General features: G+C 65.8%; 23 protein-coding genes. 11 read left to right on the top strand and 12 right to left on the bottom strand.

All coding sequences use genetic code 11. From position 1 onward, the window contains the following. Window positions 1–29 precede the first annotated feature (29 nt). Window positions 30–884: a nucleoside triphosphate pyrophosphohydrolase gene (mazG, locus tag DCM80_RS28020; RefSeq protein ID WP_257194646.1), complete on the top strand. Its 855-nt coding sequence runs from the start codon at window positions 30–32 to the stop codon at window positions 882–884. Between the two features lie 38 nt (window positions 885–922). On the opposite strand, the gene hflX is transcribed toward mazG, so the two are convergent. The 4 genes from hflX to DCM80_RS28000 all read right to left on the bottom strand — a co-directional run bounded on the left by hflX (window position 923) and on the right by DCM80_RS28000 (window position 6,658). Next, window positions 923–2,305 (bottom strand): GTPase HflX, encoded by a 1,383-nt coding sequence (gene hflX, locus DCM80_RS28015; protein ID WP_257194645.1) that lies wholly within the window; start codon window positions 2,303–2,305, stop codon window positions 923–925. 11 nt (window positions 2,306–2,316) lie between these two features. Continuing rightward, entirely contained in the window at window positions 2,317–2,565 is a 249-nt protein-coding gene (gene hfq / locus DCM80_RS28010; protein WP_007591126.1) for an RNA chaperone Hfq, read from the bottom strand. Window positions 2,566–2,879: 314 nt separating this feature from the next. Next, complete coding sequence (locus DCM80_RS28005; RefSeq protein ID WP_028136496.1) at window positions 2,880–4,250, bottom strand: sigma-54 dependent transcriptional regulator; 1,371 nt, start codon at window positions 4,248–4,250, stop codon at window positions 2,880–2,882. Between the two features lie 17 nt (window positions 4,251–4,267). Next, window positions 4,268–6,658, bottom strand: coding sequence for a PAS domain-containing sensor histidine kinase (locus DCM80_RS28000; RefSeq protein WP_257194644.1), 2,391 nt, complete (start codon window positions 6,656–6,658; stop codon window positions 4,268–4,270). Between the two features lie 178 nt (window positions 6,659–6,836). On the opposite strand from DCM80_RS28000, the gene DCM80_RS27995 reads away from it, so the two are divergent. Then, complete coding sequence (locus tag DCM80_RS27995) at window positions 6,837–6,983, top strand: hypothetical protein (protein WP_257194643.1); 147 nt, start codon at window positions 6,837–6,839, stop codon at window positions 6,981–6,983. Window positions 6,984–7,151: 168 nt separating this feature from the next. On the opposite strand, the gene ntrC is transcribed toward DCM80_RS27995, so the two are convergent. Genes ntrC through dusB form a run of 3 tightly spaced genes read right to left on the bottom strand, consistent with a single transcriptional unit; the run spans window position 7,152 to window position 10,771 of the window. After that, window positions 7,152–8,594, bottom strand: a complete 1,443-nt coding sequence (gene ntrC, locus DCM80_RS27990) for a nitrogen regulation protein NR(I) (protein ID WP_097662565.1) — start codon at window positions 8,592–8,594, stop codon at window positions 7,152–7,154. Between the two features lie 9 nt (window positions 8,595–8,603). Then, a complete protein-coding gene (locus tag DCM80_RS27985; RefSeq protein WP_257194642.1) occupies window positions 8,604–9,773 on the bottom strand; it encodes a nitrogen regulation protein NR(II) in 1,170 nt (389 codons plus the stop codon). After that, on the bottom strand, window positions 9,770–10,771 hold the full coding sequence (dusB, locus tag DCM80_RS27980; protein ID WP_257198077.1) for a tRNA dihydrouridine synthase DusB: 1,002 nt from the start codon (window positions 10,769–10,771) through the stop codon (window positions 9,770–9,772). Before dusB ends, DCM80_RS27985 begins: the two co-directional genes overlap by 4 nt. 280 nt (window positions 10,772–11,051) lie before the next feature. Here dusB and DCM80_RS27975 point away from each other — a divergent pair, with 280 nt between their 5' ends. Beyond that, a complete protein-coding gene (locus tag DCM80_RS27975) occupies window positions 11,052–12,233 on the top strand; it encodes a bifunctional 2-C-methyl-D-erythritol 4-phosphate cytidylyltransferase/2-C-methyl-D-erythritol 2,4-cyclodiphosphate synthase (protein WP_257194641.1) in 1,182 nt (393 codons plus the stop codon). Between the two features lie 3 nt (window positions 12,234–12,236). After that, window positions 12,237–12,848 (top strand): CinA family protein, encoded by a 612-nt coding sequence (locus DCM80_RS27970; RefSeq protein WP_257194640.1) that lies wholly within the window; start codon window positions 12,237–12,239, stop codon window positions 12,846–12,848. Window positions 12,849–12,853: 5 nt separating this feature from the next. Here DCM80_RS27970 and DCM80_RS27965 read toward each other — a convergent pair whose 3' ends face one another. After that, window positions 12,854–13,633: a mechanosensitive ion channel family protein gene (locus DCM80_RS27965; protein ID WP_257194639.1), complete on the bottom strand. Its 780-nt coding sequence runs from the start codon at window positions 13,631–13,633 to the stop codon at window positions 12,854–12,856. A gap of 830 nt (window positions 13,634–14,463) precedes the next feature. Between DCM80_RS27965 and DCM80_RS27960 the strand changes: the two genes are divergently transcribed. Genes DCM80_RS27960 through DCM80_RS27935 form a run of 6 tightly spaced genes read left to right on the top strand, consistent with a single transcriptional unit; the run spans window position 14,464 to window position 19,607 of the window. Continuing rightward, window positions 14,464–15,171 carry a c-type cytochrome gene (locus tag DCM80_RS27960; protein ID WP_257180726.1) on the top strand — a complete coding sequence of 236 codons (708 nt, stop codon included), beginning with the start codon at window positions 14,464–14,466 and terminating at the stop codon, window positions 15,169–15,171. A 10-nt stretch (window positions 15,172–15,181) separates the two neighbouring features. Continuing rightward, the gene (locus DCM80_RS27955) at window positions 15,182–16,432 is read left to right on the top strand and encodes a cytochrome c (protein WP_373569373.1); all 1,251 of its coding nucleotides are present in this window, start codon (window positions 15,182–15,184) and stop codon (window positions 16,430–16,432) included. Between the two features lie 8 nt (window positions 16,433–16,440). Beyond that, on the top strand, window positions 16,441–16,617 hold the full coding sequence (locus DCM80_RS27950; protein WP_257194638.1) for a hypothetical protein: 177 nt from the start codon (window positions 16,441–16,443) through the stop codon (window positions 16,615–16,617). Then, complete coding sequence (locus DCM80_RS27945) at window positions 16,614–17,183, top strand: cytochrome C oxidase subunit II (RefSeq protein ID WP_257194637.1); 570 nt, start codon at window positions 16,614–16,616, stop codon at window positions 17,181–17,183. Before DCM80_RS27950 ends, DCM80_RS27945 begins: the two co-directional genes overlap by 4 nt. Then, the gene (locus DCM80_RS27940) at window positions 17,170–18,792 is read left to right on the top strand and encodes a b(o/a)3-type cytochrome-c oxidase subunit 1 (protein WP_257179681.1); all 1,623 of its coding nucleotides are present in this window, start codon (window positions 17,170–17,172) and stop codon (window positions 18,790–18,792) included. Before DCM80_RS27945 ends, DCM80_RS27940 begins: the two co-directional genes overlap by 14 nt. After that, entirely contained in the window at window positions 18,792–19,607 is an 816-nt protein-coding gene (locus tag DCM80_RS27935) for a cytochrome c (protein ID WP_257194636.1), read from the top strand. The genes DCM80_RS27940 and DCM80_RS27935 overlap by 1 nt, the downstream gene beginning before the upstream one ends. 162 nt (window positions 19,608–19,769) lie before the next feature. Here the strand turns inward: DCM80_RS27935 and DCM80_RS27930 are convergent, their stop codons facing one another. Beyond that, window positions 19,770–20,240: a type II toxin-antitoxin system RatA family toxin gene (locus DCM80_RS27930; protein ID WP_028136504.1), complete on the bottom strand. Its 471-nt coding sequence runs from the start codon at window positions 20,238–20,240 to the stop codon at window positions 19,770–19,772. A gap of 6 nt (window positions 20,241–20,246) precedes the next feature. Continuing rightward, a complete protein-coding gene (gene lipA / locus DCM80_RS27925) occupies window positions 20,247–21,203 on the bottom strand; it encodes a lipoyl synthase (protein WP_257194635.1) in 957 nt (318 codons plus the stop codon). 130 nt (window positions 21,204–21,333) lie between these two features. Here lipA and DCM80_RS27920 point away from each other — a divergent pair, with 130 nt between their 5' ends. Next, the gene (locus tag DCM80_RS27920; RefSeq protein ID WP_257194634.1) at window positions 21,334–21,936 is read left to right on the top strand and encodes a DNA-3-methyladenine glycosylase; all 603 of its coding nucleotides are present in this window, start codon (window positions 21,334–21,336) and stop codon (window positions 21,934–21,936) included. Window positions 21,937–21,950: 14 nt separating this feature from the next. Here DCM80_RS27920 and DCM80_RS27915 read toward each other — a convergent pair whose 3' ends face one another. Further along, window positions 21,951–24,827, bottom strand: a complete 2,877-nt coding sequence (locus DCM80_RS27915) for a valine--tRNA ligase (protein ID WP_257194633.1) — start codon at window positions 24,825–24,827, stop codon at window positions 21,951–21,953. Window positions 24,828–24,955: 128 nt separating this feature from the next. After that, on the bottom strand, window positions 24,956–25,720 hold the full coding sequence (locus DCM80_RS27910; protein ID WP_257194632.1) for a PopZ family protein: 765 nt from the start codon (window positions 25,718–25,720) through the stop codon (window positions 24,956–24,958). Window positions 25,721–25,949 lie beyond the last annotated feature (229 nt).

The raw sequence follows: 25,949 nt of genomic DNA, 5'->3' as shown, positions 1-25,949 counted from the left end.
ACGCTAGGAGCCAGGAGAATAGCCCCGCGATGACCCCTTCCCGCGACATTTCCCGCCTGATCGAGATCATGGCCGCGCTGCGCACGCCGGTGACCGGCTGCCCCTGGGATCTCGAGCAGAATTTCGCGACCATCGCGCCCTACACGATCGAGGAAGCCTACGAGGTGGTGGATGCAATCACGCGCGGCGACCTCGATGATCTCCGCGAGGAGCTCGGCGACCTGCTGCTGCAAGTGGTGTTCCACGCCCAGATGGCGTCGGAGCAGAACGCTTTCGCGTTCGGCGACGTCGTCGAAGCCATCACGAGAAAGATGATCCGGCGCCATCCCCACGTCTTCGCCGACAAGGACGGCAACCTCGCCTCCTCCCACGTCAAGGAAGTCTGGGACCGCATCAAGGCCGAGGAAAAAGCCGAGCGCGCCGCGCGCCGGCCGCCCGAGGAGATGCCGGCGCACACATCGCTGCTGTCAGGCGTGAAGGCGGGCCAGCCCGCGCTGACCCGCGCCATGGAGCTGCAGCGCAAGGCCTCGACCGTCGGTTTCGACTGGAACGACCCGCGCGCCGTGCTGGCAAAGATCCGCGAGGAGGCCGACGAGATCGAGGCCGCGCTCGACCGTGGCGACAAGCAGGAGCTGGCGGAGGAGACCGGCGACCTGATGTTCGCCCTCGTCAACCTCGCCCGCCACGTCGATGCCGATCCGGAAGCCGCATTGCGTGCGACCAACGCAAAATTCGAGCGCCGCTTTGCCTATATCGAACGGGCGCTGGAGGCGCAGGGCCGCACGCTGGAGCAGGCTTCGCTCGCGGAGATGGACGCGCTGTGGAACGAGGCGAAGGGCGAGACGAAGCCAACGTCGGAAGAACGCAAGGAAGCCAGCCGCTAGCTCCGGTGTCGTCCCTGCGTGCGCAGGGACGACACCGGTTATGTGGCGTGATGCGGCACCGCGTCGAACCTCGACACCACGATGTCCCGCTTGGTCTCGTCCACCCGCACCGTCATGTCGAAGCGGCCGTCGTGCAGCTCCTTGGACAGCACCTCGGCATTGCGGTGCAGCCAGCTGATGCCGGCGCCGTCGGCGGCGTCGATGGAGAGGTCGAGCGTGGTGCGCTTGGCGGCAAGGCGTTCCTCGATCGCGGCGAGCAATGCATCGACGCCCTCGCCCGTGACGGCGGAGACCAGCATGGCCGGATGGTCCGCAGGCCGGCGTGCCGCGATGTTCAGAAGCTCCTCGCGCTGCTCGGAATCGTAACGGTCGATCTTGTTCCAGACCTCGATGATGCGGCCTGAATCATCGGGGTTGATGCCGAGCTGGCGCAGCACTGCGTCGACGTCGCTCTGCTGGGCCTCGGCATCCTCATGCGAGATGTCGCGCACATGGAGAATGACGTCGGCCTCGAGCACCTCTTCCAGCGTGGCGCGAAAGGCGGCGACCAGCTGGGTCGGCAGGTTGGAGATGAAGCCGACCGTGTCCGACAGCATGGCCTTGCCGCCATGCGGAAGGTTGAGTGCGCGCAAGGTCGGATCGAGCGTCGCAAACAGCATGTCGGCGGCCTGCACGTCGGCGCGGGTCAGGCGGTTGAACAGCGTCGACTTGCCGGCATTGGTGTAGCCGACCAGTGCGACGACGCGATACGGCACGCGCTGACGTCCCGCGCGATGCAGCCGCCGCGTCGCCTGCACCTTCTTCAGCTCGCCCTCGAGCTTGGAGATGCGCTCCTGGATCAGGCGGCGGTCCGCTTCGATCTGCGTCTCGCCGGGACCGCCCATGAAGCCGAAGCCGCCGCGCTGGCGCTCCAGATGGGTCCACGAGCGCACCAGGCGCGAGCGCTGGTAGTTGAGATGCGCGAGCTCGACCTGGAGCGAGCCTTCCCGCGTCTTGGCACGGCGGCCGAAGATTTCCAGGATCAGGCCGGTGCGATCGAGCACCTTGGCGTGCAGCTCTTTCTCGAGATTGCGCTGCTGGATCGGCGCCAGCGCGCAATCCATCACCACGAGCTCGACGTCGAGGGTCTTGATCAGGCCGGCGATCTCCTCGACCTTGCCCTTGCCGATATAGGTGGCGGGGCGGATCTGGCTGACCGGCGCGACGATGGCGTCGGCGACGATGAGATCGATCGCGCGTGCAAGGCCGGCGGCTTCGTGGAGCCGGGCCTCGACGTCACGCAGGACATGAGCTTCCGATTGCGCGTCGGCACTGCCTGCGCGCACTCGCAAATAGGGGCCGACGACAAGCACCCGCCCCGTTTGCTTAGCCCCTGCCGACCGCGGACGGTCAGCATCCCCGTCGAAATTCCGGGGTTCCAATCAGATCACTCTCAAGCCGGCTGATCCTCGCCGCCTTCGAACAGTTGGATCGGAGCGCCAGGCATGATGGTCGAGATCGCATGCTTGTAGACCAGCTGCGAGTGACCGTCGCGCCGAAGCAGCAAACAGAAATTGTCGAACCAGGTCACGATGCCCTGGAGCTTCACTCCGTTGACCAGAAAGATCGTCAGTGGCGTCTTGGTTTTGCGAACGTGATTGAGGAAGGTGTCCTGTAGGTTTTGTGCGCGGTCTGCCGCCATTGTTCTTTTCTCGCTTTGAGTTTCTTTTTATTGCGCCGGTCGCGGCCCTCTTTGTGAGGTTCGGGGCCTCTCCCGGTTGCCGTTTCCGTCATGAGATCCCCCTCGGACGGAACAGCTGTGCGATTAGAGGACAGGTGGGCCTATTAGGCAAGCCGCTTCGCGTGGCAGCCCCCGGCTGATTGTCCCGAAAAAATACGGAAATCGATGATTTTTGCGCTTATCTCTCAGCTACCGCCGCCATGTTACCGCGCTAGATTCTTGTTTTCACGTCGCTTTCCGCATGCGAGCCGGCGGCCACTTCGCGCGAAGAGGCGCTAGCCGACACCGAGCGCCTTCAACTTTCGATGCAGCGCCGACCGTTCCATGCCAACGAACTCGGCCGTGCGAGAAATATTTCCTGAGAAACGGCTGATCTGTGCAATCAAATAGTCGCGCTCGAACACTTCGCGCGCCTCGCGCAGCGGCAGGCCCATGATGTGCTCGCCATTGTTGCTGGTCGGCATCGCCGGCACCATGGAGCCGACGTCCTGTGGCAACATGTCCGCCGTGATGATGACCTCCGGCCCGCCTGCCGCGAGAATCATCACCCTCTCGACGTTGTTGCGGAGCTGGCGGACATTGCCTGGCCAGACATGCGATTGCAGCACGGCCATCGCGTCCTGCCCGATCTGCCGCTTCGGCAGGCCGCTGCCGGCCGAGATCTGCTCCATGAAATAGTCGATCAGTTCCGGGATGTCCTCGCGCCGTTCCGAGAGCGCGGGCACGCGGATCGGCACCACCGAGAGCCGGTGGTAGAGGTCCTCGCGGAAACGGCCGGCCGCGATCTCCTCTTCGAGGTTGCGCGCGGTCGAGGAGATGATGCGCACGTCGACCTGCACCTTGGCGGTGCCGCCGACGCGCTGGAACGACTGCTCCACCAGCACGCGCAGGATCTTGTTCTGGGTCTCGCGCGGCATGTCCGCGATCTCGTCGATGAACAGCGTGCCGCCATGGGCTTCCTCGAGCGCGCCTGGCTTGCGCGGCTGCTCGCCGTTGGACTGCTCGATGCCGAACAGCTCGTGCTCCATGCGCTCGGGCGTGATCGCGGCGGCGTTGATGACGACGAAGGGACCGTCGGCACGGCCCGAGGCCGTGTGCAGCGTGCGTGCGGTCAATTCCTTGCCGGCGCCGGCGGGGCCGACGATCAGGATGCGGCTGTTGGCCTTGGCGGCGCGCTCGATGGTCTGGCGCAGCTGGTTCATGCTGGGCGACCGGCCGACGAGTTGGCTCGCGCTCGGCGCGAGCTGCTTCAGCTCCTTGACCTCGCGCTTCAGCCGCGAGTTCTCCAGCGCCCGGGTCGCGACCAGGATCAAGCGGTCGGCCTTGAACGGCTTCTCGATGAAGTCGTAGGCGCCGCGCTTGATCGCGGCGACCGCGGTCTCGATGTTGCCGTGGCCGGAGATCATCACGACCGGCAGGTCGGCGTTGTCTTTCTTGACCTGTTCCAGCAGCTGCAAGCCGTCGAGCTTGGAGCCTTGCAGCCAGATGTCGAGGAACACCAGGTGCGGCCTGCGGTTGGCGATCTCGGCGAGTGCCGTATCGCTGTCGCGTGCGGTTCGGGTCACGAAGCCCTCGTCCTCGAGAATGCCCGCAACGAGATCGCGAATATCGGCCTCATCATCGACAATCAGAATTTCACTTGCCATGGATCGCGCCTGTCATGTCAGCTGCCTGTTGAGGCTTCGATTTTCGTTGATTCATTGGTCTTTTCAGCGGGCTCTTTGGTTTCGGCCGCCGGCTCTTTTGTTTCCGGCGCCGCCTCTTTGGCCGGCTCCGTCACGGTGTCCTTGGTGATGTCCTTGGCCGCCGACCCCTGCTCGGCTCCCTCGGTTTTGGCGGGTTGCCCGGAGATGGCAAAGCGCATCCGCATCCAGGCACCGCGCTGGCCCTCGCGGAAGTCGGAGGCATCCTTCAGCTCGATGCGGCCGCCATGGTCTTCCAGCACGCGGCCGACGATCGCAAGGCCAAGGCCGGTGCCCTTGGCCCGGGTCGTGACGTAGGGTTCGAGCAGCCGCGAGCGCGCGACCTTGGGCAGGCCGATGCCGTTGTCGATCACGTCGATCAACACGTCATCGCCCTCGCGGGAGACGACGACGTCGATGCGGCCTTTGCCGAGCTCTTCCGGCGGGACCTGCTCGATCGCCTCGGTGGCGTTCTTGACGATGTTGGTGACCGCCTGGGAGATCAGCCGGCGGTCGAACTGGGCCCGGAGCGGATCCTGCTTGAACTCGGCCTCGATGTCGATCTCGGGATGGGCGACCTTCATCAGGAACACGGCCTGCCGCACGGTGTCGGCGACGTCCTCGCCCTCCATCACCGGCTTCGGCATCCGGGCAAAACGCGAGAACTCGTCGACCATGCGGCGGATGTCGTCGACCTGGCGCACGATGGTGTCGGTGCATTGATCGAAGATCTGCTTGTCCTTGGCCTCGGTGATGTCCTTGCCGAACTTGCGGCGGATGCGTTCGGCCGAGAGCTGGATCGGCGTCAGCGGGTTCTTGATCTCGTGGGCGATGCGGCGCGCCACGTCGCCCCAGGCCGAGGTGCGCTGCGCCGAGACCAGCTCGGTGATGTCGTCGAGCGTGATGATGTAGCTGTCGTGCGGCTGATTCTTCTCGGCGCTGACCCGGACCGACAGATTGCGTTCCTGCCCGTCGCGCGTGATCGTGATCTGGCCCTGCACGAGCCGCTGGGTCCCTTCCCGCGCCGCCTTCATCATCTCGTCGAGCTCGGGCAGCACGTCGGAGAGCGGATGGCCGAGCGTCTCGGATTCGGCGTGCCCGATCAGCTTCTCGGCCGAGCGGTTCAGGATGCCGACGCTGCCGGAGGCGTCGACGCCGATGATGCCGGCGCTCGCCGAAGACAGCACCGCCTCGATGAAGCGGCGGCGGCTGTCGATGAGGTCACTGGCGTTGACGAGCTCGTCGCGCTGGCTGCGCAATTCCTGCGTCATCTTATTGAAGGTCTCGCCAAGCTGGGCCAGATCGCCTTCGGACTGGTGCACCGGCACTTGGACATGGAGATCGCCGGTCGAGACCGTGTGGGCCGCGTTCATCAGCCGCCGGATCGGCGAGACCAGCGAGTTGGCGAAGTTGAGGCCGATCAACACCGACGCCATCAGGATGGTCAGCGCGATCACGGCGAACATCAGCGCGAAGGCGACCTGGATACCGAGCCGGCGCGACTCGATCTGGGCGTATTCGGCGACGCTGACCTCGGTCTGCTTGAGCTGATTGACGACGTTGGGATCAAGCGGGCGGGCAACATAGAGGAAGGTGTCGTTGAACGCGCGCAACCGGATCACCGCGGCGACGAAGCTCGCATCGGGGAGCACCGCGATCTCGGGCTCGTTCTCGTTGACGTTGCTGAGAAAGTCGGGCGCCGGCGGCGAATAAGCCAGCCGCATGCCGGTGTCGGCGGATTCCAGGATGTTGGTGTTCTTGTCGATGATCATCGCGCCCGGCAGATTGCGCGAGCCGGCGCTGGCGGTCAGCATCTCGCGGAACGAGCGGCGATCCTGGTCGTAGAGCGGCCGGGCATGCGCGATGTCGTTGGCCATGCCGAGAATGTCGCCGCGGATCAGCTGGGCATGGTCCTGCATGTAGGCCCGCGCGATCGTCAGTGAGTTCTGGATCACCTGCTTGGTCGGCCCGGAGAACAGCCGGTCGAGGCCACGCTCGATGGTGACATTGGCGACGATGGCGACCAGCACGGCCGGCAGCACCGCCACGATCGAGAACAGGCTGACGATCTGGACATGGAGGCGCGCCGCCGCCCGGCCCCGCCGCCGCGCCAGGATCAGCTGCCAGAGCTCGCGGACGATGATGCCGACCAGCAGCAGGATCGTGGCCGCGTTGATCAGGTAGATCGAACGGACGACCTCGGGCGTCGGCTCGATCCTGGTGAGGCCGGTCAGGACCAGGAAGGTCAGGAAGGCCGACAGCAGCGCCAGCGCCACGGCAAACGGCGCCAGCCAGCGTCGCGCCGACCAACGCCGGGGCTCTTCCGCTGGGGCCGTGTCAAAGTGTGCGGCCGAGGTCTCTGCGCTGGTCATTCCGGCAATGGCGATGCTGAAAAGGGGTCCGCGGGCGCGCGGATACTGATGTATTCGTACCACATTGTTGCCGAATTGCGACAATTCCGCGGCGCTTGCTCAGCGATCGCCCCCCGCCATCCACAACCACATGACGCCCGGACGGGAACGGATTCCCGCCATCGCGGCTTGACCCGGCATGGACAGGTATTTTCTCGCAACGATGGTGTCGGCCGTTCTGCTGCTGATCGTGGCCGCCGACCTGCTGGTCAACGGCCTGGGCGTCCAGCAGCCACTGCTGAATGTCGCCAGCGTCACGCCGGCGTCGGCCCGGCTCGTCAGGTAGTGCGACGCTGCGCCATGCGGCCGGATGACCAATTGGAAACGGTCCGGCGGAACATTTCCCCTACTCCCGACTTCTGCTCACCGCGTCAGCCACAACGGCCAGCGCGATCCGGACAGGCTCAGCTCTGCCTTGGTAGGGGGAGCTGAGCCACCGTCGGTTCCGCGATGACTAGCCCCCGCTCCGATACACCTGGATATCCAGATCCCGGATCTTCTTCCGCAGCGTGTTGCGGTTGAGGCCGAGCAGGTCGGCGGCGCGAATCTGGTTGCCGCGGGTGGCCGCGAGGGCTGCCGTGAGCAGCGGCACCTCGATCTCCTTGAGGATGCGATGATAGAGGCCGGGCGGCGGCACGCCGTTCGGAAAGCCCTGGAAGTGCGATGACAGATATGCCTCTACGGCGCCGCCGAGATTGTCGACGCCCTGCTGGACCGCTGCGCCCGGGCTGACCGACGGCGGCGCGAGCTCTCCGTCGATGACGGACGCCGTGATCACGTCCTGCGGATAGAGCGCGGCGAGACGCCGGGCGAGATTCTCCAGCTCGCGCACGTTGCCGGGCCAGCGGTGCTGCTTCAGCCGCTCCAGCGCCAGCGCGTCGAGCTTCTTCGGCGGCAGGCCGTCCTTCTCGGCCAGCGCGAAGAAGTGCCGGATGAGATCCGGCAGATCCTCGATGCGTTCGCGCAGCGGCGGCAGCCGCAGCGGCACGACGTTGAGGCGGAAGAACAGATCCTCTCGGAACAGGCCCTGCTGGATCAGGACGCGCAGATCCTTGTTGGAGGCCGCGACGATGCGCACGTCGGTCTTGATCGGGGTGCGGCCGCCGACCGTGGTGTATTCGCCCTGCTGCAAGACGCGCAGCAAGCGGGTCTGCGCCTCCATCGGCATGTCGCCGATCTCGTCCAGGAACAGCGTGCCGCCTTCGGCCTGCTCGAACCGGCCGGAGGCGCGGGTGTTGGCGCCGGTGAAAGCGCCGCGCTCGTGACCGAACAGCTCGGATTCGATGAGGTCGCGCGGGATCGCGGCCATGTTGACGGCGACGAACGGGCCGTTGCGGCGCTTGCCGTAATCGTGCAGCGCGCGCGCCACCAGCTCCTTGCCGGTGCCGGATTCGCCCGTGATCATCACGGTGAGGTCGGTCTGCATCAGGCGCGCCAGCACGCGATAGATTTCCTGCATCGCCGGCGAACGGCCGACCAGCGGGATCGCCTCCATCTCGGCGTCCTCGTCCGGCGTCGAGACGCGCTCCTTCGGCTCGGCCAGCGCGCGGCCGACGATCGCGATCAGCTCCTTGAGATCGAAGGGCTTCGGCAGATATTCGTAGGCCCCACGCTCGGAGGCGCGGATCGCCGTCATGAAGGTGTTCTGCGCGCTCATGACGATGACGGGCAGATTCGGCCGCATCTTCTTGATCCGCGGCAGCAGGTCGAAGGCGTTTTCGTCCGGCATCACCACGTCGGTGATGACGAGATCGCCCTCGCCCTGGCTGACCCAGCGCCACAGCGTTGCGGCATTGCCGGTGAGCCTGACCTCATAGCCGGCCCGGGACAGCGCCTGGTTGAGAACGGTGCGGATGGCGGTATCGTCATCGGCTACGAGAATGCTACCTGCGGGCATCGTTGATCCTCATTTCGCCCCCTGTGACACAGGCGACGACTTCCCGGCAGAGTCGGCGCGACTGTTTTGATCGGCATGTTTCGCCGATGTGGAATACATCGGCATCAGCACGCGGAAGGTGGTCCTGCGCGGCTGAGATTCGCATTCGATGATGCCCCCGTGATCGCCGACGATCTTGGCGACCAGCGCAAGACCCAGGCCCGAGCCGGTCTGCTTGGTGGTCACGAAGGGGTCGAACAGGTTGGGCAGAAGATCGTCCGGCACGCCCGGTCCGTTGTCCTTCACGCAGAATTCGAGCGGCAACGATACCCGGGATTTTTGACCGGGGACTGACAGGCGCACGCCGGGGCGGAACGCGGTGGTGAGCTGGATCTCGGCGTCGGGCACGTCGATCAGCGCCTCGGCGGCGTTCTTCACGAGATTGAGGAACACCTGGATCAACTGGTCCTGGTTCGCCAGCACCGGCGGCAGCGAGGGGTCGTAATCCTCGATGAAGCGGATGTTGCGGGCAAAACCCGACTGCGCCAGCCGCTTCACGTGGTCGAGCACCGAATGGATGTTGACGGGACCGCGCACCACGGGACGTTCGTCGCCGAACACCTCCATGCGGTCGACCAGCGTCACGATGCGGTCGGCCTCGTCGCAGATCAGGCGCGTCAACATGCGGTCCTCGGACGAGGCCTGCTGCTCCAGCAGCTGCGCCGCGCCGCGGATGCCGGACAGCGGGTTCTTGATCTCGTGCGCCAGCATCGCAGCCAGCGCGATCACCGAGCGCGCCGCGCTGCGATGGGTGAGCTGGCGGTCCATCTTGTCGGCGATGGTGCGCTCCTGCAGCATCACCACGATATGGCCGGGCCGCTCGGTGAGCGGGGCGACGTGCAGGTCGACCTGGCGGTCGCCGCCCATGCGCGGCGTGCCGAGATCGACCTTGTATTCGTTCACCGGCGAGTTCGACGCGCGCACCTGGTCGATCAGCGCCAGCAACGGGCTGCCGAACGGCACCAGCTCCTTCAGCGACTGCCGCTTCAGGAACTGCGTCGAGATTTCGAAGAAGGCTTCGGTGGCAATGTTGGCGGCGACGATCTTGCCGTCCGGCCCGATCATCAGAACGGGATTGGGCAAGGCATCGAGCATTGCGTCGCTGTCGGATGGCCCGCGATGTTCGGCGGCTGTGCTCATGCAGCAGCGCTCCATGCGAAGTCGTCGAACGCATCCTGCAGCGACTGGTGAACAAGGCGCGGATCTTCCGAGGTGAGGATCGTCTGCCGCCACCCTTTCAGCTTCTCGACGGACGCGCCGCTCGCCGCGGCCGCCACATCGAGTGCCCAGCCGAGATGCTTGCGGGCATGTCTCAGTCCGACGCGAAGGCCATAGAGCTTGCAGACGCCCTCATAGAGCGTGCGGACGTAATGCAGCTGGGTTTCGAGCGCGGGCACAGCTTCCTCGGCCCCGCCCTTCAGGCGGCGGCCGATCTGGCCGGGCAGCCAGGGCTGGCCCTGCGCGCCGCGGCCGATCATCACGGCGTCGGCGCCGGAGGCCTCGAGCGCCGCGCGCGCCCGCTCGTAGGAGGTGATGTCGCCGTTGACGACGAGCGGAATGGCGATGGCCTCGCGCACGGCGCGGATCGCATCCCAATCGGCCTCGCCCTTGTAGAACTGGCTGCGGGTGCGGCCGTGGACCGTGACGAGCTTGACCCCGGCGGCCTCCGCGCGCCGCGCCAGCTCCGGCGCGTTGCGGCTGCGGTCGTCCCAGCCGAGCCGCATCTTCAGCGTCACCGGCACCTTCACCGCCGCGATGGTGGCATCGATCAGGCTGACGGCATGGTCGAGGTCGCGCATCAGGGCCGAGCCCGACTGGCCGCCGGTGACGTGACGGGCCGGACAGCCCATGTTGATGTCGATGATGTCGGCGCCTTCGGCCTCGGCGATCCGGGCGCCCTCGGCCATCCAACGGGCCTCGCAGCCGGCAAGCTGGACCACGTGCGGACCAATTCCGGTGGCTTCGCAACGCAACCGGGACATCCAATGGCCGTTGGCGAGCTCGTCGCTGGCGGTCATTTCGGACACGACCAGACCGGCCCCAAGCTCCGCGGCCAGCCGGCGGACGGGCGAGTCGGTCACCCCCGACATCGGTGCCAGGAAGACCGGGACGGCGACATCAATATCGCCTATTTTCAACGGCTTAGAGCCGGATATTGCCGAACCGGTCACAGGGGTCTCGTGGACTGGGCAGCGCCTCATCGCGCCTGCCATGACCTATCTTGCGCACAATTCTTGTGCAGTCAAGCGCCATGCCTACAGTTTAGACAATTCTGCAGATCTTTCAAGTGCAGTGCAGCAAAATGCCGTTGCGAACAATCCGGGGAAACCCCCTTTTTTTGTGGGCCTGCCGTGCTAGAGGCATGCGGCAATCACCCCACTCCTCCGACTCCCATCACCAACTGAGTATTTGAGTCCTATGGCGAAATCACAACGCACCGCGGTCGTCCTCGTCGCAGCCGGGCGTGGACTGCGTGCGGGCGCCGGCGGGCCGAAGCAATATCGCGAGATCGGCGGCGTGCCCGTGATCTATCGCGCCATGGAAGCCTTCAGCCGCCACGCCGACGTGTTTGCGGTGCAGCCGGTGGTGAACCCCGATGACAGCGCCATGTTCACGGCTGCGGTCGCGGGGCTCGCGCACGAGCCGCCGGCCAAGGGCGGCGCGACGCGGCAGGCTTCGGTGCTTGCAGGCCTCGAAGCGCTCGCACAGCATAAGCCCGACATCGTGCTGATTCACGACGCCGCGCGCCCCTTCGTCTCGGAAGGACTGATCTCGCGCGCGATCGAGGCGGCGGGCCGGACCGGCGCTGCGATTCCCGTCGTCCCTGTTACCGATACGATCAAGGTCACCGGCGCGAGCGGTAATGTCGAGGGCACGCCGGACCGCGCCTCCTTGCGGATCGCGCAGACGCCGCAATCCTTTCGTTTCGACGTCATCCTCGAAGCGCATCGTCGTGCGGCGAAGGACGGGCGCAGCGATTTCACCGACGATGCCGCGATTGCCGAATGGGCGGGATTGACGGTTGCAACCTTTGAAGGCGATGTTGCCAACATGAAGCTCACCACACCCGAGGATTTCGTGCGCGAGGAAGCCCGCCTGGCGGCCCAGCTCGGCGATATCAGGACCGGCACCGGCTACGACGTGCACGCCTTCGGCGAAGGCGACCACGTCATGCTCTGCGGCGTGCGCGTGCCGCACACCAAGGGTTTTCTCGCTCATTCCGACGGCGATGTCGGCCTCCATGCGCTGGTCGATGCCATCCTCGGCGCGCTCGCCGACGGCGACATCGGCTCGCACTTCCCGCCGAGCGATGCGAAGTGGAAGGGCGCCTCCTCCGACCAGTTCCTGAAATACGCCATCGAGCGCGTCACGGCGCGCGGCGGGCGCATCGCCAATCTCGAGGTCACCATGATCTGCGAGCGGCCGAAGATCGGCCCCTTGCGCGACACCATGCGCGCGAGCATCGCCGAGATTTCCGGCGTCGACATCTCGCGCGTCGCGGTGAAGGCGACGACCAGCGAGCGGCTGGGCTTCACCGGCCGCGAGGAAGGCATCGCCGCCACCGCGAGCGCCACCATTCGTCTGCCCTGGAGCGTCTAGGCCATGGGCGGCAGCGACGCACGCGCCCTCTCCCGCTCGCTGCTCGATCTGTGCCGGATGCGCAAGCTGACGGTCGCGACCGCCGAATCCTGCACCGGCGGCCTCGTCGCCGCCGCGCTGACCGACATCCCCGGCTCGTCCGACGTGATCGATCGCGGCTTCGTCACCTATTCCAACGACGCCAAGCGCGCGATGCTCGGCGTCGAAGCCGGCACGCTCGCCACTTTCGGCGCGGTCAGCAAGGAGACCGCAACCGCGATGGCGATCGGCGCGCTGGAGCGCGCCGATGTCGACCTCGCCGTCGCCATCACCGGTATCGCCGGCCCGGGCGGCGCCACGCCCGGCAAGCCGGTCGGCCTCGTGCACTTCGCCGCCGCCGCGCGCGATGGCCGCATCATCCACCGCGAGCACCGCTTCGGCGCGATCGGTCGCAGCACGGTGCGCGCCCGCTCCGTGGTCGAGGCATTGCGCATGCTGATGGAGCTGGCACGCGGACCACAGGCCCAGGCCAAGCCGAAACGCGCTGCCGCGGTAACCCGCCTGCGCCCCCGCGTGACGCGCTCCCCGCGCCGGCATGCGGCCAAGCGGCGTCCGCCGCGCCCGCCAAGAGGCTGATCACCTTACGCCGCCGCAAGCAGCGCGCTTGCATGGTCGAGCACGCACTGCTTGACCGCACCAGCCTCCGACGGTTTCGCCTTGGCGCTAACCGTCAATTCCAGGATCGGTGCCGCGGGATTGCCGACATCGAGGACCTTCGTGACGGAGACGGTCGGTTGGGCCTGAGCGTCGATGCGGGAATCGTTGCGCAGTTCGGTCAGGATGCGATCCGCGAGCGTGTTGGCCGCACCGGCCGGGACCGGAAACGCCACCTTGACCTCGCCCGTGCCGGGATAGGCGCTGTGGTTGATGATGGCCGCGCCCCACACCTGGCCGTTCGGCAGCAGGATCTGCGTGTTGTCGGACGCGACCAGCTCGGTCATGAACAGCGACAACGACTGCACCTTCCCGGCCTTGCCGGCCACCTCGACGTCGTCGCCGATGTGAAAGGGCCGGAACAGCAGCAGCATCACGCCGGCGGCGAGATTGGACAGCGTACCCTGGAGCGCGAGACCGATGGCGAGCGATGTGGCGCCCAACACGGCAACGAGGCTCGCGGTCTGGATGCCGAACAGCTGAAGCACGGCGATGCCGACCACGGCGAGCACGCCATAGCGCACAAGGCTGCCGACGAACAGCGTCACCAGCGGGTCGACGCGGTGCGTGACGCTCAGCAGGCGCGTGACGAAGCGCTGCATGGCGCCCGACAGATACCAGCCGATCGCAAGCAACAGCACCGCGTAGATTGCGTTCAGGCCATAGAGGACGAGCGAGGCTTTCAGCGTATCGAAATTGATGGTCATGACGGCTCCAACCCGGACAATCCGTTGCAAACTCGCAGCGGCGCGAAATGATCCGAAGGGAACACCGGTCCCGTCGGGCCACAATTCCTTGTGTTGCCTGTCGGGCAAAACACGCCAGCCGTAGGGCAAGACGCCGTCGCAAAAATATTCGCCTTTACAGAATTTCGGCTTTATCGCATTCTCCGGCCACCTCATCCCTTGTCATAGGGGCGTATCGCGATCGTCACGAAACGCGGGGTGAGCTGCGGTGGACGCTCGTCACACCGGCGCGAAAGGTTCGCAGGGCGGGCAACCGTGAGCGATAACCGGCGCGCATACGACCGGTGTGAGTTGCGTACGGCAAAACCGTGTGGTCCTGGCGCCCGCAGGCTGGCGCCAAGTCTTGCAGTGATGTAGCGGTCCAACCGGACACGCGCATCAGCCATCTGCACGGCGACGGGGGCAAAAGTGCAACGCTCCCCGGGGAGAGCTCGGCATAAGCCGTCAAACCACTGCGCAGGGAAGGCCGTGTGTTGGGCTTCACCTGTATGCCGCTGTGCAGCTTCTTGTTACGCAGAATTCGCACAGTGGACCGCGGGTGCCAAGCCGGCATCCGGTCTTCCCTGCGCCCTTTGACTTCAAAGGGCGACGACGATGCAAAACTCGGACAGGAACTGTCGCGAGGCTGCCGCGTTACGTCCAGTTTTCATAAAGCACGCAAATCGCCGCAGTATGGCGCGGCCAAACGTCATCGCTCGTGTCCGCGCTTGCACCGAAAAATATTGGCGCGATAATGCCGTCCTACATTGTGATCCGGAATCAACCGGACCTACCTCATGGAGGGCGACGAATTGTTCGCTCGCGCCGCGGCTTTTGCCGCCGTGACCGTCATCTTGGCCGCCATTGATGGCGCGGCCGCGCAAACGACCAATCAGCCACCGGACACGATGGCGGCGCGGGTAGAGGCCTGCACGCCCTGTCATGGCAATCAAGGCGAAGGCACGAGCGACGTCTATTTCCCGCGGCTTGCCGGCAAGCCGGCCGGCTATCTCTACAACCAGCTCCTTGCCTTCAAGAATGGCCGGCGAAAATACCCACCGATGAACTATCTGCTGGAATTCCTCCCCGACCCGTACCTGCAGCAAATGGCCGACTATTTCGCGGATCAGCATCCGCCTCTGCCGCCCGTGGCGACGAGCGATGCAAGCAAGGAAGTGCTGCAGCACGGCCAGTCGTTGGTGTCGCGGGGCGATCCGCAGCGGCAGATCCCGGCGTGCGGAAGCTGTCATGGTCCGGCTCTGACCGGAATGGAGCCCGGAATCCCCGGCCTGCTCGGCCTGCGCCCGAACTACATCAGCGCGCAGTTGGGCGCCTGGCGTTACGGCACGCGCACCGCGAAAGCGCCGGACTGCATGCAGCAGGTTGCTGCCCGGCTGACCGAGGACGACGTGACGGCAGTCGCGGCGTGGCTCGCGAGCCGCCCGGCACCCGTGACCGTCGCGCCGGCCCCAAAGGGCACATACGTGCTGCCGTTCGCCTGCGGCAGCCAACCGGATTGAGGAGACGGAATTGCGATCGCGTTCACCCATCCTTGCGCTATGGCTGCTGCTCTTCGCCTCTTCCGCCGAAGCGCAACCGAAGGCCAGCCCTGACGGCAACAGCCTTGTTGCGCGCGGTGAATATTTGGCGCGCGCCGGCGACTGCATCGCCTGTCACACGGCCCCAGAGGGCCGCATCTTCGCCGGCGGACGCGCCATGCCGACGCCGTTCGGCACCCTCTATTCCTCGAACATCACGCCGGATCGAGACACCGGAATCGGCAAATGGACTGCCGAGGACTTCTACAAGGCGATGCACTACGGCCGCTTTCCGGATGGCGGATTGATGTATCCGGCCATGCCGTTCGCGTCCTACACCAAGGTGACGCGAGCCGATACCGAGGCGATCTTCGCCTATCTGAAGTCAATCCCGCCCGTGAACCAGCGCAATCGCGAGCACGACCTGCGCTTCCCCTATTCGAACCGCCAGCTGATCCTTGGCTGGCGCACGCTGTACTTCTCAGAGGGCGAGTTCAAACCCGACCCGACCAAATCGGCGGAATGGAATCGCGGCGCCTATCTGGTCGAGGGCCTCGGCCATTGCGGCATGTGCCATTCCCCGATCAACGCGCTCGGCGGCACCTCGCAATCGGACGCCTTCAAGGGCGGCCTGATCCCGATGCAGAACTGGTACGCGCCCTCGCTGACGTCCAACCGCGAGGCGGGGCTCGGCGACTGGAGCATCAAGGACATCACCGACCTCCTGCAGACCGGCGTCTCCATGCGCGGCGTGGTCTACGGCCCGATGGCCGAGGTCGTGCACAACAGCCTGCAATATCTCAGCGACGAGGACACGCGCGCTATGGCCGTGTACCTCAAGGGCATCGCGGAGCCCTCGCCTCCGCCGCCGGCAAGAACGACGCTGCCGACCACCGAGAGCAGCCTGCTGATCAGCCTCGGCAAGACCGTCTACGACAAGCAGTGTGCCAGCTGTCACGGCACACAAGGCGAAGGCAAGCCGCCACACTGGCCGCCGCTCGCCAACAACCAGTCGATCGAGATGCAGTCGGCGGTCAATCCGATCCGCATGGTGCTCAATGGCGGCTATCCGCCGGGCACCAAGGGCAATCCGATGCCCTATGGCATGCCGCCCTTCGCCGGCCTGCTCTCCGACAACGAGGTCGCCGCCGTCGTCTCCTACATCCGCACCGCCTGGGGCAATCGCGGTACGCCGGTCTCGGCGCGCGAGGCCAACGAGCTGCGCTCCGCACCGCTGAACTGAGACATCACATGATCAATTCCGATCCGCCGACCAGCTCTGCCGCCGCCGACCAGGCCGTCGAGGAGGTCGTCGCGCAAGGACCCTCCGGCGCGCTTCTGCTCGCCGGCATCGCCACGGCCTGCGTGGTCGCGATGTGGTTCGCCTTCTATCTGTTCGTGTTCCTGCCGCGCGGACCGCTGCAATGAGCGCACAAGACACCCACGGCAGCGCCAGCGCCGAGGTCGCGGCCCGCGTCGAGCGGCGCTGGGCCACCATTGCCGTGATCGTCATCGTGATGATGGCCCTGCTGGCGGCCTTCGCCGGCATCCATCGCGCCACCATGCCGCAGCCGCGCGTCGAGATCACCGATCCCTCGCGCCTGCATCTGTCCGGCGAGTTCGTCGAGAGCAATCTGGGCAGCGTGCTCGAGGCCAACGGCAACGTGACCGTACGCGCAATCGGTCAGCAATACTCCTTCACGCCGGCCTGCATCCTGGTGCCTGCTGACACGCCGATCACGCTGCGCGCCACCAGCGCCGACGTCGTGCACGGCATCCTGATCCAGGGCACCAACGTCAATACCATGCTGGTGCCGGGCTACATTTCAGAGCAGCTCATGCGCTTCACCAGAACGGGCGACTATCTGATGCCCTGCCAGGAGTTCTGCTCCTTCGGCCACGAGGGCATGTGGGGCAAGGTCAAGGTGATCGACAAGGCCGACTTTGCGAACCGCGCGAAGGGCGGCGGGAGGCTGAGCTGTGTTGGTCAATAGGAAGCTCATTCTCGCCCATTTCTGGTTGGCCTTTGCCCTGTTCGGCATCGCGCTCACGCTCGGCGCCTGGCAGATGTTCATCCGCAGCCCGATCGGCACCTGGCTATCCAATCCCGAGCTTTATTACCGCTCGCTGACCGCGCATGGCACGGTGATGGGCTATGTGTTCCCGACGCTGGTCGCGATGGGTTTTGGCTATGCCATCAGCGAATCCGCGCTGGGGCAGCGCCTGGTCGGCGTGCGCTGGGCCTGGGGCGGCTTCTGGCTGATCGTCGCCGGCAGCATCATGGCAGTGATCCCGATCGCGCTCGGCCGCGCCTCGGTGCTCTACACGTTCTATCCGCCGCTGATCGGCAACGTCTTCTACTATCTCGGCGTGGTCCTGGTCGTGGTCGGCTCGTGGATCTGGGTCGCGCTGATGTCGATCAATTTGCGCGTCTGGCGCAGGGCCCATCCCGGCGCGCCGGTGCCGCTCGCCATGTTCGCCAATGTCGCGGGCTCCTATTTGTGGGCCTGGACCGCCGTCGGCGCTGCACTCGAGCTGCTGCTCCAGATCATTCCGGTCGCGGCCGGCCTGAAGAACACCATCGACGCCGGCCTCGCCCGCATCTTTTTCTCCTGGACGCTGCATGCCATCGTCTATTTCTGGCTGATGCCGACCTACATCGCCTATTACACCATCGTGCCGCGCGCGATCGGCGGCCGCGTCTATTCCGACAGCATGGCGCGGATCTCGTTCATCCTATTCCTGGTGGTGGCGATGCCGATCGGCATGCACCACACCTTCGCCGATCCGCAAGTCGGTGCCGGCTTCAAGTTCATCCATTCGGCCTTCACCGCGCTCGTGGCGTTGCCGACGCTGCTGACCGTGTTCACGATCTGCGCCTCGGTCGAGATCGCGGCGCGCCTGCGTGGCGGCCGTGGCCTGTTCGGCTGGATCAGGGCCCTGCCCTGGGACAATCCGATGATGCTGGCGCTGGCATTCTCGTTCGTCATGCTCGGCTTCGGCGGCGCCGGCGGCCTCATCAACATGAGCTACCAGCTCGATGCGTCGATCCACAACACGCAGTGGATCACCGGCCATTTCCACCTGATCTTCGGCGGCGCCATCGTGATCATGTATTTTGCGATCGCCTACGATCTATGGCCGCATCTGACCGGGCGCGAGCTGATCGATCTCCGCCTGATCCGCACCCAGCTCTGGCTCTGGTTCATCGGCATGATCGTGACCACATTTCCCTGGCACTGGGTCGGCATCCTGGGCATGCCGCGTCGCATGGCCTATTTCGACTTCGGCGATCCGGCCATCGCGCCGCAGGCGTTGTCCGTCACTCTCTCGGCGATCGGCGGCTTCATCCTGCTGGCCTCGGGGATCATGTTCATCGTCATCCTCGCGCGCGCCATGCGTGCGCCTGAGGCCGACGCCGGCCCGTATCGCTTTGCGCTCGCTGTGCATGAGCCGAAGACGGTCCCGGTCGCGCTCAACACGCACGCACTGTGGGTGGCGCTGATGATTGCGCTGACCCTCACCAATTACGGCTATCCGATTCTGAATCTGGCACTGAGTTCGGGGACCTCGGTGCCGGCGGTCTATGTCGGAGCGCAGTGATGAGCACGCGCGACCTCTTCACCCTCCGTAACAGTCATTTCAGGATCGGCGTCGGCCTCACCGCCGTGATCCTGATCGTCACCGCGATTGCGGGATTCCTGGTGCTGCCCTTTGCGCAGCCCTGGGTGCAGTTCGCCAATGCCTGGGACGCGATCTGCAGCGCTGCCGGCGTCCTGCAGCGTGCGCCTGATGTCACGGCGCCCGAGCAGACCAGGCGCCTGTCGGAGGTCGTGCTCACCTCGAACACGCTGGCGCGCCCGAGCCAGGAGGCGATCGGCCGCGGCGCGACGCTGGCGCAGCGCTGCGCGATCTGCCACGGCCCGACCGGCGTCAGCCGCGCAGACTCGCCGAATCTCGCCGGACAATATGCCGCCGTGATCTACAAGCAGCTGCTCGACTTCCGATCGGGCGCGCGCAGCAATGCCGTGATGACGCCGTTCGCGGTCAACCTGACCGATCAAGAAATTGCTGATCTCTCGAACTATTACGCCTATCTGCCGCGGCTGCCGGCCTACCACCCGACGCCGCAACTGCCGAAGCCCAACATCGTGATCTACGGCGCGCCGATGCGCGGCATCGCGCCCTGCGGCTCTTGCCATGGCAGCCTCGACAACAAGACCGGCAGCCCGTGGCTCGAAGGACAATCGGAAGCTTATATGAAGGCGCAGCTCCAGGCCTTCGCGTCCGGCGACCGCCGTAATGACATCAGCCAGCAGATGCGTAACATCGCCCGCGCCATGACGCCGCAGGAGATCGAGCAGGCCGCAGCGTATTACGCCTCGCAGCCGCCGGATGTGGTGAAGGCAGTGGATTGAGCACGGTCTCGTGCCCCGGACGCGGCGCAGCGCTCCTTCAGCGATGCGCTGCAGAGCCGGGGCCCATGTCTCCAAAGGTGCGTAGGCGGCGGCATGGGTCCCGGCACTGCGGAGCAGCGCTACGCGCTGCACCGCGTCCGGGACACGAGACCTACAAGCACCCTACGTCGACGCCAGCTTCGGCCGGCCGTAGATCGCGTCGGCCCGCTTCTCGAACGCGGTGGAGAAGCGCGCGAAGGCGGCATCGAACATCGAGCCCATCAGCAACGCCAGCATGCGACTCCTGAATTCGTAGGACAGGAAGAAGCCGACGTCGCAGACGCCCTCACCTTTGGGCTCGAACGTCCAGCGGTTCTCCAGATTGCTGAAAGGCCCTTGCAGATATTCGACGAGAATCTTCAGATTGGCGCGGTCGAGCGTCACGCGGCTGGTGAAGGATTCCCTGACCAGCTTGAACGACACCGTCATGTCGGCGACCAGCACCTCGGTGCCGTCGGGCTTGGCCATCCGCTGGCGCACCTTCAGCGCGCTGCAGAGCGGCACGAATTCCGGGTAGCGCTCGACGTCGGCGACCAGGTCGAACATCTCGGATGCGCTGTGATTGACACGGCGCTTGCTCGAAAACTTGGGCATGGCGATTCAGCGGGCGTGCGCTGCCCGCGCGGCCTTCAGTCTCGCAAAATCCTCGCCGGCATGATGCGACGAGCGGGTGAGCGGGCTCGCGGACACCATCAGGAAGCCCTTGGTGTAGGCCATGTTCTCGTAGGAGGCGAACTCGTCCGGCGGCACGTAACGCATCACCGCATGGTGCTTGCGGGTCGGCTGCAGGTACTGGCCGATGGTCAGGAAATCGACGTCGGCGGAACGCAGATCGTCCATCACCTGCTGCACCTCGTGGCGCTCCTCGCCGAGGCCGACCATGATGCCGGACTTGGTGAAGATGGTGGGATCGAGCTCCTTGACCCGCTGCAGCAGCCGGATCGAGTGGAAATAGCGCGCGCCCGGCCGCACCGTGAGATAGCGCGAGGGCACGGTCTCGAGATTGTGGTTGAAGACGTCGGGCTTGGCGGCGACGACGATTTCGAGCGCCCCCTCCTTGCGCAGGAAGTCCGGTGTCAGGATCTCGATCGTGGTCGAGGGACACGCGGTGCGGATGGCGCGGATGGTCTGGGCAAAATGCTCGGCGCCGCCATCAGTGAGGTCATCGCGGTCGACCGAGGTGATGACGACGTGGGCGAGCCCCAGCTTGGCCGTCGCCTCGGCGACATTCTCGGGCTCGGCCGCATCCAGCGCGTTCGGCAGGCCGGTCTTGACGTTGCAGAAGGCGCAGGCGCGGGTGCAGGTGTCGCCCATGATCATGAAGGTCGCGTGCTTCTTGTCCCAGCACTCGCCGATGTTCGGGCAGCCCGCCTCCTCGCACACCGTGTGCAGGCCGTTGGACCGTACGATGTTGCGGGTGTCGGCATAGCCGCGGGTGTTGGGCGCGCGCACCCGGATCCAGTCCGGCTTCGGCGGCGAAGCGGAATCGGGCCGGTTCACCTTTTCGGGGTGGCGCGGGCGCAGCGGGTTCGAGATGGTATCGACGATTACGACCATGGGGTGTCCGGTCTGTTCAGGTCCTACCTAGTCGGTCTGGCGGGGCATCGCAACCCGGCTCGCCCCGCTTCAGGGAACATGGCAGATATGGGCAATATCCTGCTCTGTCCTCTGGCGATTCTCATCTCGAATGGCTCCAAGATCGAACCCCTCATCCCCGCGGCTCGGCAAGCCGCTGAAGCGTGCCTTTTTCAGCCGCAGCGTCCACGAGGTCGCGCCCGACCTGATCGGAGCGACGATGCTGATCGACGGAATCGGCGGTATCATCGTCGAGGTCGAGGCCTATCATCATACCGACCCGGCGGCGCACTCCTACAACGGCCCGACACCGCGGAACCAGGTGATGTTCGGCCCGCCCGGTTATGCCTACGTCTATCGCTCCTACGGCATCCACTGGTGCGTGAACTTCGTCTGCGAGGAAGAAGGCTCGGCCAGCGCCGTGCTGATCCGCGCGATCGAGCCGACGCATGGTATCGCCAAGATGCGCCGCCGCCGTCATCTCCAGGAGCTGCATGCGCTGTGCTCGGGTCCGGGCAAGCTGACCGAAGCGCTCGGGATCACCATCGCGCACAATGCCCTGCCGCTGGACCGGCCGCCGATCGCACTGCATGCGCGGACGGAGGATGTCGAGGTCGCAACCGGCATCCGGATCGGCATCACCAAGGCGGTCGAGCTGCCCTGGCGCTACGGCATCAGGGGCTCGAAGTTCCTGAGCAAGCCGTTTCCGAAGTAGGCCCAAGATCCAACTTACGACGCCTGCTTCAGCCGCTCCAGCGCCTCGAGCAGCTTGGCCTTACGCGCCAGCGCGGCCTCGCGCTTTTCGCGCTCCTCCTCGACGACTTCCTCGGCCGCGTTGGCGACGAATTTCTCGTTCGCCAGCTTGGACTCCGCACGCTTGATGTCGGCGTCGGCCTTGGCCATCTCCTTGTCGAGACGCGCGCGCTCGGCGGCGACGTCGATCACGCCCTTCAGCGGCAGCGCCGCCACCTCGCCGCGCACGAGCAGCTGGACGGCGCCGTCGGGCGCGCGATCGGCGAAGGAAATGTCCGACAGCCGCGCCATGCGCCTGATGACGTCGGTCCAGCGCGGCGCGCGCTCGCGCGTCTCGGCCGAAGCGCCCGCCAGCACCAAAGCCGTCAGCGTCGCCGGCGGAATGTTCATCTCGGCGCGCACCGAACGGATCTGCGTGATGAGGTCGATCACCCAGCCGATCTCGGCCTCGGCCGCAGGGTCGGTGAAGTCGGCATGATCGAAGATCGGCAGCACCCAGGCCGGCGAGACCAGCGGATCAATCGTCGCCGTCGTCGCAGCGAGCATCGCAATCTGCTCGGGCGTCGGATCGGTCCGCTGCAGCGGCCATGGCGTCAGCGCGAGCAGGCCGTCGCGCTTGGCCGTCACCTCCCACAGCTCCTCGGTGATGAAGGGCATGAAGGGGTGCAGCAGCTTCAGGATCTCGTCGCGCGCCCAGGCGACCATGGCGCGGGTCTCGTCCTTGGCGGGACTGTCCGGCCCGAGCAGCACGGGCTTGGCGAGCTCGACATACCAATCGCAATAGACGTTCCAGACGAAGCGGTAGATGCTCCCTGCCGCATCGTTGAAGCGATAGGCTTCGATGGCCTCGGTCACCTCGCGCGTGGTCTGCGCGCTCTCATGCGCGATCCAGCGGTTCAGCGTCTCCTTTGCCTTCGCCGGCTCGAAGCCTTCAGGCACGGCGCACTGGTTCATTTCGGCGAAGCGGCAGGCGTTCCAGAGCTTGGTCGCGAAATTGCGGTAGCCCTCGACGCGGCTGGTGGCGAGCTTGATGTCGCGCCCCTGCGCCGCCATCGCGGCCAGCGTGAAGCGCAGCGCGTCCGCGCCGTATTCGTCGATCAGGTTGAGCGGATCGATGACGTTGCCCTTCGACTTCGACATCTTGGCGCCCTTCTCGTCGCGGACGAGGGCGTGGATATAGATGGTCGAGAACGGCACTTCCTTCATGAAGTGCAGGCCCATCATCATCATGCGGGCGACCCAGAAGAAGATGATGTCGAAGCCGGTCACCAGCGCATTGGTCGGGTAGTAGCGCTGCACCTCGGGCGTCTCATCCGGCCAGCCCAGCGTCGAGAACGGCCACAGCGCCGAGGAGAACCAGGTGTCGAGCACGTCCTCGTCGCGCGTGATGAAGCCTTCGCGCTTGTTGCGGTCGAGCGCCATCTCGCGGCCCTGCTCGGCCGTGATGACCTCCTGCTCGACGTAATAGCCGAGGGCGTGGCTGATCGCCTCCTCCTCGGTCTCGGCGACGAACACCTTGCCGTCAGGCCCGTACCAGGCCGGGATCTGGTGGCCCCACCAGAGCTGGCGCGAGATGCACCAGGGCTGGATGTTCTCCATCCAGTCGAAATAGGTTTTCTCCCAGTTTTTCGGCACGAACGTCGTCTCGCCCGAACGCACCGCCGCGATCGCAGGCCTCGCCAGCGTCTTGGCGTCGACATACCATTGGTCGGTCAGGTACGGCTCGATCACGGTGCCGGACCGGTCGCCATGCGGCACCATGTGAGTGTGCGGCTCGATCCGCTCGACGAAGCCGAAGCTCTCCAGCCGCTCGACGATGCGCTTGCGCGCGGCGAAGCGGTCGACCTTGTGGAATTCCTCGGCGAACTGCCCGGCGCCTTCGGGCAGGTCGCGCAGATAGTCCTCGTTGTCGACGAGATCGAGACACCCTTCCCTGTCGATCACGCTGATGCGGGCGAGGCCGTGGCGATTGCCGACCTCGAAATCGTTGAAGTCGTGCGCCGGGGTGATCTTGACCGCGCCCGAGCCCTTTTCCGGATCGGAATAATCGTCGGCGACGATTTTGATCTTGCGGCCGACCAGCGGCAGGATCACGTTGTGGCCGACCAGCTGCTGATAGCGCTCATCCTCGGGGTGCACGGCGACGCCGGTATCGCCGAGCATGGTCTCGGGGCGCGTGGTGGCGACGACGATGAAGCTCGAAGGATCCTCGGGGCTGAAAGTCCTACCCTCGATCGGATAGCGCAGATACCAGAGGTGACCCTTGACCTCGGTCTGCTGCACCTCGAGATCCGAGATCGCGGTGAGCAGCTTGGTGTCCCAGTTCACCAGCCGCTTGTCCTTGTAGATCAGCCCTTCGCGGTGCAGCTCGACGAACACCTTGACGACGGCCTTCGACAGGCCCTCGTCCATGGTGAAGCGCTCGCGCGACCAGTCGCAGGAGGCGCCGAGGCGCTTGAGCTGGTTGATGATGGTGTCGCCGCTCTCGGCCTTCCACTGCCAGACCCGCTCGAGAAATTTGGCGCGGCCCATCTCGCGGCGGCCGGGCTGCTGACGCTCCATCAGCTGCCGCTCGACCACCATCTGGGTGGCGATGCCGGCATGGTCGGTGCCGGGCTGCCACAGCACGTCGCGGCCGCGCATGCGCTCGAACCGGCACAGGATGTCCTGGAGCGTGTTGTTGAGGGCATGGCCCATGTGCAGCGAGCCCGTCACGTTCGGCGGCGGGATCACGATGGTAAAGGGCACGGCGTCGCGGCGGTCGGGACGGCCGGCCTTGAAGGCAAGGCTGTCCTCCCACACCACGGACATGCGGGCTTCGATATCGGCGGGCTGGTAATTTTTCTCGATCATGGGGCTGCTAGAAAGCCGCGTGCGCGGGTCAAGTCAACGGAAAGCTCAGCGGCAAAGGGGCCTTCCAGCCCGGTCCGCAGGCCAACATGCCCTGGGAGCAGGGCTTTATCGGGGCCGCAGCGCCCCTCTCAGCGGCCGCCGCGCGAGACCCGCTCGATTTCGGCCTTCACGATGCGTTCGACGAGGCCCGGCAAATTGTCGTCAAGCCAGGATTTCAGCATCGGCCGCAGCATCTCCTTGACCAGATCCTCCAGCGTCCGTGCATTGCTGCTGAGCACCGTATGGGCCAGGGAGTTGAAGGCGGATTCCACCGCCGAGACCGTCGATTGCGCCAGCATGGGCTGCTGCGGCGGCAGCGGCGGGGCATCGAAGTCCACCGGCGCGTAGGACGGCGGCGTCGGGCGCGGCGGCGGCGATTCGGCGAATTCGAGATCGTCCCGTGGCTCGACCTTGCGGAAGCTCGGCGGCGGCGGAGCCGGCGTCGGATCCATCGCCATCTCGTCGGTCAATTCGAGCACGTCGGGTTCAGGCTCAGGCTCAGGCTCCGGTTCGGGCGAGCGAACCTCGGGCGCCGGCGTGGCCGCGTCGAGTCCCGCCAGCAGCGCGTCGATATCGTCCTGGCTGTTTGGCGATGCATCGGCGGCAGGCGCAGGAGCCGGGGCTGGGGCCGGAGGTGGAGCGGGCTTCTCGGCGGCCGGTTTGGCCGGTGCGACCTTGGAGGGCGGAATGTCGTTCATTGCCTGCGGCTTCGGCGGCGCTGCGGGGGCCGCGGCTTTCTCAGGCTTGGCGGCCTCGGCCGCCGGCGGCTTGGCCTCGTCGTCGGCAATGATGCGCCGGATCGAGGCCAGAATCTCCTCCATCGAGGGTTCTGTGACCTTTGCAGGCTGCGTCATCTCCGACTCCACATCATCAACGCCCTCGCATGCGTTGTTTTACACCAAGCAAGGCAGGATTGGCCCGGTTCCGGGCGTGCGGCCTGCCATTTTCGTCGCGGCAGCCCGACTTGTCCCCAGATCACGGCTCAACGTGCGGCGGTGCGCCCCTGCCCCCGGCACTCAAGCTTTACGCATACGGCATCAATACGAGGCGAATCGACCCGCATTGTCTCGGCAAGGCTATGTC

Source organism: Bradyrhizobium sp. WBOS08, from assembly GCF_024585125.1.
GTDB classification, from domain to species: domain Bacteria; phylum Pseudomonadota; class Alphaproteobacteria; order Rhizobiales; family Xanthobacteraceae; genus Bradyrhizobium; species Bradyrhizobium japonicum_B.
The sequence above is the reverse complement of the archived record's forward strand: the minus strand, read 5'-3'. Positions and strand labels throughout refer to the sequence as shown.

Bases quoted from the DNA above. Each gene is read 5' to 3' on its own strand.
- DCM80_RS27930 (WP_028136504.1), bottom strand. From the start codon at position 20,240: ATGCCCAAGTTTTCGAGCAAGCGCCGTGTCAATCACAGCGCATCCGAG.
- DCM80_RS27945 (WP_257194637.1), top strand. From the start codon at position 16,614: ATGAGCGCACAAGACACCCACGGCAGCGCCAGCGCCGAGGTCGCGGCC.
- DCM80_RS27995 (WP_257194643.1), top strand. From the start codon at position 6,837: ATGGACAGGTATTTTCTCGCAACGATGGTGTCGGCCGTTCTGCTGCTG.
- DCM80_RS27910 (WP_257194632.1), bottom strand. From the start codon at position 25,720: ATGACGCAGCCTGCAAAGGTCACAGAACCCTCGATGGAGGAGATTCTG.
- DCM80_RS27935 (WP_257194636.1), top strand. From the start codon at position 18,792: ATGAGCACGCGCGACCTCTTCACCCTCCGTAACAGTCATTTCAGGATC.
- DCM80_RS27915 (WP_257194633.1), bottom strand. From the start codon at position 24,827: ATGATCGAGAAAAATTACCAGCCCGCCGATATCGAAGCCCGCATGTCC.
- DCM80_RS27985 (WP_257194642.1), bottom strand. From the start codon at position 9,773: ATGAGCACAGCCGCCGAACATCGCGGGCCATCCGACAGCGACGCAATG.
- lipA (WP_257194635.1), bottom strand. From the start codon at position 21,203: ATGGTCGTAATCGTCGATACCATCTCGAACCCGCTGCGCCCGCGCCAC.
- DCM80_RS27920 (WP_257194634.1), top strand. From the start codon at position 21,334: ATGGCTCCAAGATCGAACCCCTCATCCCCGCGGCTCGGCAAGCCGCTG.
- DCM80_RS27965 (WP_257194639.1), bottom strand. From the start codon at position 13,633: ATGACCATCAATTTCGATACGCTGAAAGCCTCGCTCGTCCTCTATGGC.
- mazG (WP_257194646.1), top strand. From the start codon at position 30: ATGACCCCTTCCCGCGACATTTCCCGCCTGATCGAGATCATGGCCGCG.
- DCM80_RS27950 (WP_257194638.1), top strand. From the start codon at position 16,441: ATGATCAATTCCGATCCGCCGACCAGCTCTGCCGCCGCCGACCAGGCC.
- hfq (WP_007591126.1), bottom strand. From the start codon at position 2,565: ATGGCGGCAGACCGCGCACAAAACCTACAGGACACCTTCCTCAATCAC.
- ntrC (WP_097662565.1), bottom strand. From the start codon at position 8,594: ATGCCCGCAGGTAGCATTCTCGTAGCCGATGACGATACCGCCATCCGC.
- DCM80_RS27970 (WP_257194640.1), top strand. From the start codon at position 12,237: ATGGGCGGCAGCGACGCACGCGCCCTCTCCCGCTCGCTGCTCGATCTG.
- DCM80_RS28000 (WP_257194644.1), bottom strand. From the start codon at position 6,658: ATGACCAGCGCAGAGACCTCGGCCGCACACTTTGACACGGCCCCAGCG.
- DCM80_RS28005 (WP_028136496.1), bottom strand. From the start codon at position 4,250: ATGGCAAGTGAAATTCTGATTGTCGATGATGAGGCCGATATTCGCGAT.
- DCM80_RS27975 (WP_257194641.1), top strand. From the start codon at position 11,052: ATGGCGAAATCACAACGCACCGCGGTCGTCCTCGTCGCAGCCGGGCGT.